The following is a 4,969-nucleotide window of genomic DNA, read 5'->3' as shown; positions in this document are numbered from 1 at the left end:
TCCAGTCGGGACGACAGGATTTGAACCTGCGACCCCTTGACCCCCAGTCAAGTGCGCTACCAAGCTGCGCCACGTCCCGATACCCGTTTGACCTGGGGTTTTCCCCTGGCCGAACGCGCAAGAGAAGAATACCGCACTCACCTGACTGGTCACGAACCGCTTCTCGGGTGGGCGTCGGACGCCGGAGCGGGGGAAGCTTTCCTAGGCGTACGGGACTGCCCCGGCGTGCGGGGCCCCCGGCGTACGGGGCCGCCCTCGGCGTACCGGAGTGTTCGGCGACACGGAAGGAACCACGTCATGCCCGCAAGCAGTGATCTGCTCATCGACGGCTTCGGCCGGATCAAGGAGGTCGTGCACGAGGCGGTGGACGGGCTGAGCGCGGAAGAGCTGGCGACCAGGCTCGACGACGGCGCGAACTCGATCACCTGGCTGGTCTGGCATCTCACGCGCGTCCAGGACGACCACGTCGCCGACGCGGCGGGATCGGATCAGGTCTGGACGGCCGAGGGGTGGTCGGACCGGTTCGAGCTGCCTTTCACGTCCGCCGCGACCGGCTACGGCCACTCCTCGCGCGAGGTGGCGGCGGTCAGTGGCGTGTCCGCCGCACTCCTCACGGGCTACCACGACGCCGTCCACGACCGGACCGTCGCCTACCTGCGGACCCTGAAGGACAAGGACTTCGAACGGATCGTCGACGACGCCTGGACGCCGGCCGTCACCCTCGGCGTACGGCTGGTGAGCGTGATCTCGGACGATCTCCAGCACGCCGGGCAGGCGGCCTTCATCCGCGGGGCGCTGGAGCGGGGGTGACAGGAGCGGGGACGGCGGGACCGGGACCGGCAGGCCCGGCGGGACCGGCGGGACCGGGGCCGTAAGCAGCCGCCGTGGCGTCGGACGGAACAGGAGCGGCCGGGACGCCCGGGACTCCTGGGACGCGGTCGGCGCCGGGGAGGCGGTCGAGGTACGAGAGCATCTCGCCGGCCGCGGGCGTCGTGCTCCGGTCGTCGGGCACCGCGGCCGACACCTCCCAGGCGCACACGTCCGCCTCCGTGAACTCGACCGTCCGCAGACCGGCGGCCTGCGGTTTCCGCGCCACCGGGCGGGGGACCACGGCCACCCCCAGGCCGTGTCCGACCAGCTCAAGCAGGCTGTGCACGTCGTTGACCTCCAGCGCGACCCGGCGCTCGGTGCGGGCCTCGGCGAACGCCTGGTCGGTGCGGCGCCTGGCGGCCCAGTCGGTGTGGAAGTCGACGAACGTCTCGCCGCCGAGAGCGGCCCAGCGCACGGGCCCGCTCCCGGCCAGCCGGTGGCCGGGGTGGCACAGCAGGACCATCCGGTCCCGGCTGAGCGGCAGCAGCCGGATGCCGTCGGGGACGGCGTGCGACAGGGCGACGAAGGCGAGGTCGAGCCTGCCCTCCGCGACATCCGCCGCGAGCGCCGCGGACCCCGCCTGGCGCAGCCGGATCTCCACGCCCGGGTGCTCGGCCCGGAAGCGGGCCAGCAAACTCGGGACGTCGACACCTGCGATGCACTGCTCCGCGCCGACGGCGAGGGTCCCCCGCAGCAGGCCCTGTACGGCGGCCACGGCCTCCTTCGCCGACCGGACGCTCGCGAGCGCCCGCGACGCCTCCACGAACAGGGCACGGCCCGCCTCCGTGAGTTCCACGCGGCGGGTCGACCGTATGAACAACCGGGCGCCGAGTTCGCGCTCCAGGGCGCGCACCGAGGCCGAGAGGCCCGACTGGGAGACCATCAACCGCTCGGCGGCGCGGGTGAAGTGGCGTTCCTCCGCGACCGCGACGAAGTATTCGAGATGGCGCAACTCCATGATTGAGAAGCGTAACCGCTGAATGTGTTCACTTTCTTCTATTGGACGAACGGAGTCCGCGACGGCGAAGCTGCTGGGGCAACTGATCGAAGAGGAAGGCGCACCCACCATGAAGACTCGCCGCATCGGGACCGTGGACGTCAGCTCGATCGGTCTGGGCGCGATGCCGATGTCGGTCGAGGGGCGGCCGGACGAGGCCCGCTCCCTCGCGACCGTGCACGCCGCCCTGGACGCGGGTGTGACATTGATCGACACCGCGGACGCGTACCACCAGCACGCCGGCGAGGTCGGTCACAACGAATCGCTGATCGCGAAGGCCCTCGCCACCCACGAGCGGGGTTCCGAGGTGCTCGTCGCGACCAAGGGCGGCCATCTGCGCCCCGGCGACGGCTCCTGGACGGTCAATGGGTCCCCGGAGTACCTGAAGCGGGCCGCCGAGGCCTCTCTCGGCCGGCTCGGCGTCGAGGCCATCGGCCTCTACCAGTTCCACCGCCCCGACCCGCAGGTGCCGTACGAGGAGTCCGTCGGCGCGCTCCGCGAGCTGCTGGACGAGGGCAAGATCCTCCAGGCGGGCATCTCGAACGCGAACCCGGAGCAGATCAGGACGGCGAACGAGATCCTCGGCGGCCGGCTGGTGTCGGTGCAGAACCAGCTCTCCCCCGCCTTCCGCTCCAGCGAACCCGAGCTGGACCTCTGCACCGAGATGGGCATCGCGTTCCTGCCGTGGAGCCCGTTCGGCGGCATCAGGGCCGCGGGCGAACTGGGTTCCCGCTTCGCCCCGTTCGCGGAGGTCGCGCGGGCCCGCGGGGTCAGCCCGTACCAGGTCTGCCTGGCCTGGCTGCTGGCGAAGTCCCCGGTCGTCGTGCCGATCCCGGGGGCGAGCCGCCCCGGTTCCGTCCGCGACTCGGTGGGCGCCGCCGAACTGGTCCTCGGCGCCGAGGAGATCGAGCGGTTGAACGCGGCCTGAGCCTCCTGTCCCGGGGCTGCGGGAGGGCGCGAGCGCCCGCTCCCGCCCTGTACCGCCCGTTGTGTCCGGGTGGGCCGGACACAACCGGCCCCGGGACGGGCGGTGCGGGCGGACCTCCCTGGCTCGCCGGGGTTCCCCGGGCCCGTCCCGGCTCACAGCACGCGCTCGTCCAGCCAGTCCGTGAGGTCCCTGTGGACCGCGTCGCGGTCCGTCTCGTTGAGGATCTCGTGTCGCGCCCCGGGGTACGCCTTCCAGCTCAGATCGGTCAGCCCCAGGTAGCGGAAGTCCTCCAGCAGCTCATAGACCAGCGTCATCCGCTGGTGGCAGGGGTCCTGGTCGCCGACGGCCACATGGACCGGCAGGTCGGCGGGCATCCGGGCGAGCGCCCCCGGATCGTTGATCTTGCGCACGCCGAGTACCCAGTCGAGCGCGAGGCCCGCGGAGAACGGGAAGCCGCAGCGTTCGTCCGCCAGGTAGGCGTCGACCTCCGCCTCGTCCCGGGAGAGCCATTCGAAGCCGGTGCGGTGCTGGTACCCCTCGTTGAACGAGTCGAAGAGGTCGGCGACGAAGGACGACCGCGCGTCCCTGCCCTCCTTCTCGATCTCCAGCTCCAGCCGTACGGCCGTCTCCGCGGTCTCGCAGCCGGGCAGCGACCGGAACGTGCCGGTCAGCAGGAGGCCCGCCAGATCGTCCGGATACTCCTGCGCGTAGTCCCTGGCGAGCATCGACCCCATGCTGTGCCCGAGCAGGAAGACGGGCACGCCCGGATACAGCGTGCGGGCCTTCTCACCGGACGTGCGCAGGTCCCTGACATTCGCACGCCAGCTGTCGCCGTCCGTGCCCCCGTGCCGAATCCGCCGGTGGACGTGGCCGTCGCGCCGTGGCCGCGCAGGTCCGTGGCGAGCACGCCGTAGCCGTGCGCGATCAGGTGCTGGGCGAAGCGGTCGTAGCGCAGGGCGTGCTCGGCGGCGCCGTGCGCGATCTGCACCAGGGCGCGCGGCCTGCCGCCCTCGGGGAGCCAGGTGTAACCGGCGATCTGGACCCCGTCGTGGGCGGTCAGCAGTCCCGGCGTGTAGCGGATCATGGGCGGCGCCTCCGGTGGGCTGTGGACTGGTCGTTTCCCGTCTGTCCTTCCCCGTGCCTCTTTCCCGCTCGCGGCGCGCCATGCCCGTTCAGGGCAGACCGTCCTCCCTGCGGTGCAGGTCGGCGGTGACTTCCGCGGCGAGGGACTTGACCATGTCGAGGCCCGCCCGGCCCCATCGCCTGGGTTCGGTGTCTCCCGCGCAGACCGTGCCGAGCACCATGCCGCCCCCGGCGGTGACGGGGGCTCCCAGGTAGGAGCGGATGCCCGCCTCGTCCACCAGCCGGTTCGCCGCGAACCGGGGGAAGTCGCGGACGTCCTCCAGGACGAGGGCCTTCCGCCGGGCCACGACGTGCGGGCAGAAGCCCAGGCTCCGGGCGAGGCCGCGGACGGCGTTCGGCCCGGCCGGCGTGTACAGGCCGGCGAAGAACTGCCCCTCCTCCCCCAGGAAGTTGACCGCCGCGTAGGGCGTTCCGGCGAGCCGGGCGAGCCGTCCCGCGAGGGCGTCGAACGCGGGCTCGGGGCGGTCGCCGAGCCCCAGTCCGCGCAGCCGCCTGGCGCGCTCGGGCCCTTCCCGGTCCTCCGGGGTGATCAGCATTCTGCCGATCGGGTCGTAGGTCACGAAGTGGCCTCCCCGGCCGCGACGGAGGTGAGCAGGTGCTGGACGAGAGTGACGAGTGTACGGATGCCGGAGCTGGCGATACGAGCGTCGCACAGGACGACGGGGACCTCCGGCGCGAGCCCGATGGCGGATCTGATCTCCTCGGGGTCGTACCGGAAGGAACCGTCGAACTCGTTGACGGCGACGACGAATCCGATGCCCCGCTGTTCGAAGAAGTCCACGGCGGAGAAGGACTGCTCCAGGCGGCGGGTGTCGGCCAGCACGACCGCGCCGAGGGCTCCGGCGCACAGTTCGTCCCACAGGAACCAGAACCGCTCCTGGCCCGGTGTGCCGAACAGGTAGAGCACGTGGCGCGGGTCGAGCGTGATCCTTCCGAAGTCCATGGCGACGGTCGTGGACGTCTTAGCCCCCGGCCCCCCGCGGGGGGGGGGGGGCGCCCCCCGGGGGGCCCCCCGCCCCCCGCCGGCCGGG

Annotated in this window: 5 protein-coding genes, 1 tRNA gene and 1 pseudogene; 2 read left to right on the top strand and 5 right to left on the bottom strand. The window is 72.2% G+C overall.

The genetic code is table 11. The annotated features are described in order from the left end of the window. Positions 1–5: 5 nt before the first annotated feature. Positions 6–79, bottom strand: a tRNA-Pro gene (locus LCE31_RS08205). 218 nt (positions 80–297) lie between these two features. On the opposite strand from LCE31_RS08205, the gene LCE31_RS08200 reads away from it, so the two are divergent. Next, positions 298–810: a mycothiol transferase gene (locus LCE31_RS08200; protein WP_225013343.1), complete on the top strand. Its 513-nt coding sequence runs from the start codon at positions 298–300 to the stop codon at positions 808–810. On the opposite strand, the gene LCE31_RS08195 is transcribed toward LCE31_RS08200, so the two are convergent. After that, positions 782–1,828, bottom strand: coding sequence for a LysR family transcriptional regulator (locus tag LCE31_RS08195; protein ID WP_225013342.1), 1,047 nt, complete (start codon positions 1,826–1,828; stop codon positions 782–784). The genes LCE31_RS08200 and LCE31_RS08195 overlap by 29 nt on opposite strands. A gap of 109 nt (positions 1,829–1,937) precedes the next feature. Between LCE31_RS08195 and LCE31_RS08190 the strand changes: the two genes are divergently transcribed. Then, a complete protein-coding gene (locus tag LCE31_RS08190; protein ID WP_225013341.1) occupies positions 1,938–2,795 on the top strand; it encodes an aldo/keto reductase in 858 nt (285 codons plus the stop codon). A 152-nt stretch (positions 2,796–2,947) separates the two neighbouring features. Here LCE31_RS08190 and LCE31_RS08185 read toward each other — a convergent pair. The 3 genes and pseudogenes from LCE31_RS08185 to LCE31_RS08175 all read right to left on the bottom strand — a co-directional run. Further along, positions 2,948–3,879, bottom strand: a pseudogene (locus LCE31_RS08185) (alpha/beta fold hydrolase). An 88-nt stretch (positions 3,880–3,967) separates the two neighbouring features. Beyond that, the gene (locus tag LCE31_RS08180; protein ID WP_225013340.1) at positions 3,968–4,498 is read right to left on the bottom strand and encodes a GAF domain-containing protein; all 531 of its coding nucleotides are present in this window, start codon (positions 4,496–4,498) and stop codon (positions 3,968–3,970) included. Next, positions 4,495–4,969 (bottom strand): GTP-binding protein (locus LCE31_RS08175; protein WP_374118437.1); only part of this gene is annotated, 475 nt, incomplete at its 5' end. The genes LCE31_RS08180 and LCE31_RS08175, both read right to left, overlap by 4 nt.

This window comes from Streptomyces sp. 8L, assembly GCF_020176795.1.
In the GTDB taxonomy this organism is placed as follows: domain Bacteria; phylum Actinomycetota; class Actinomycetes; order Streptomycetales; family Streptomycetaceae; genus Streptomyces.
Note: the sequence above shows the minus strand (reverse complement) of the source record. Positions and strands in the feature narration are given on the sequence as shown.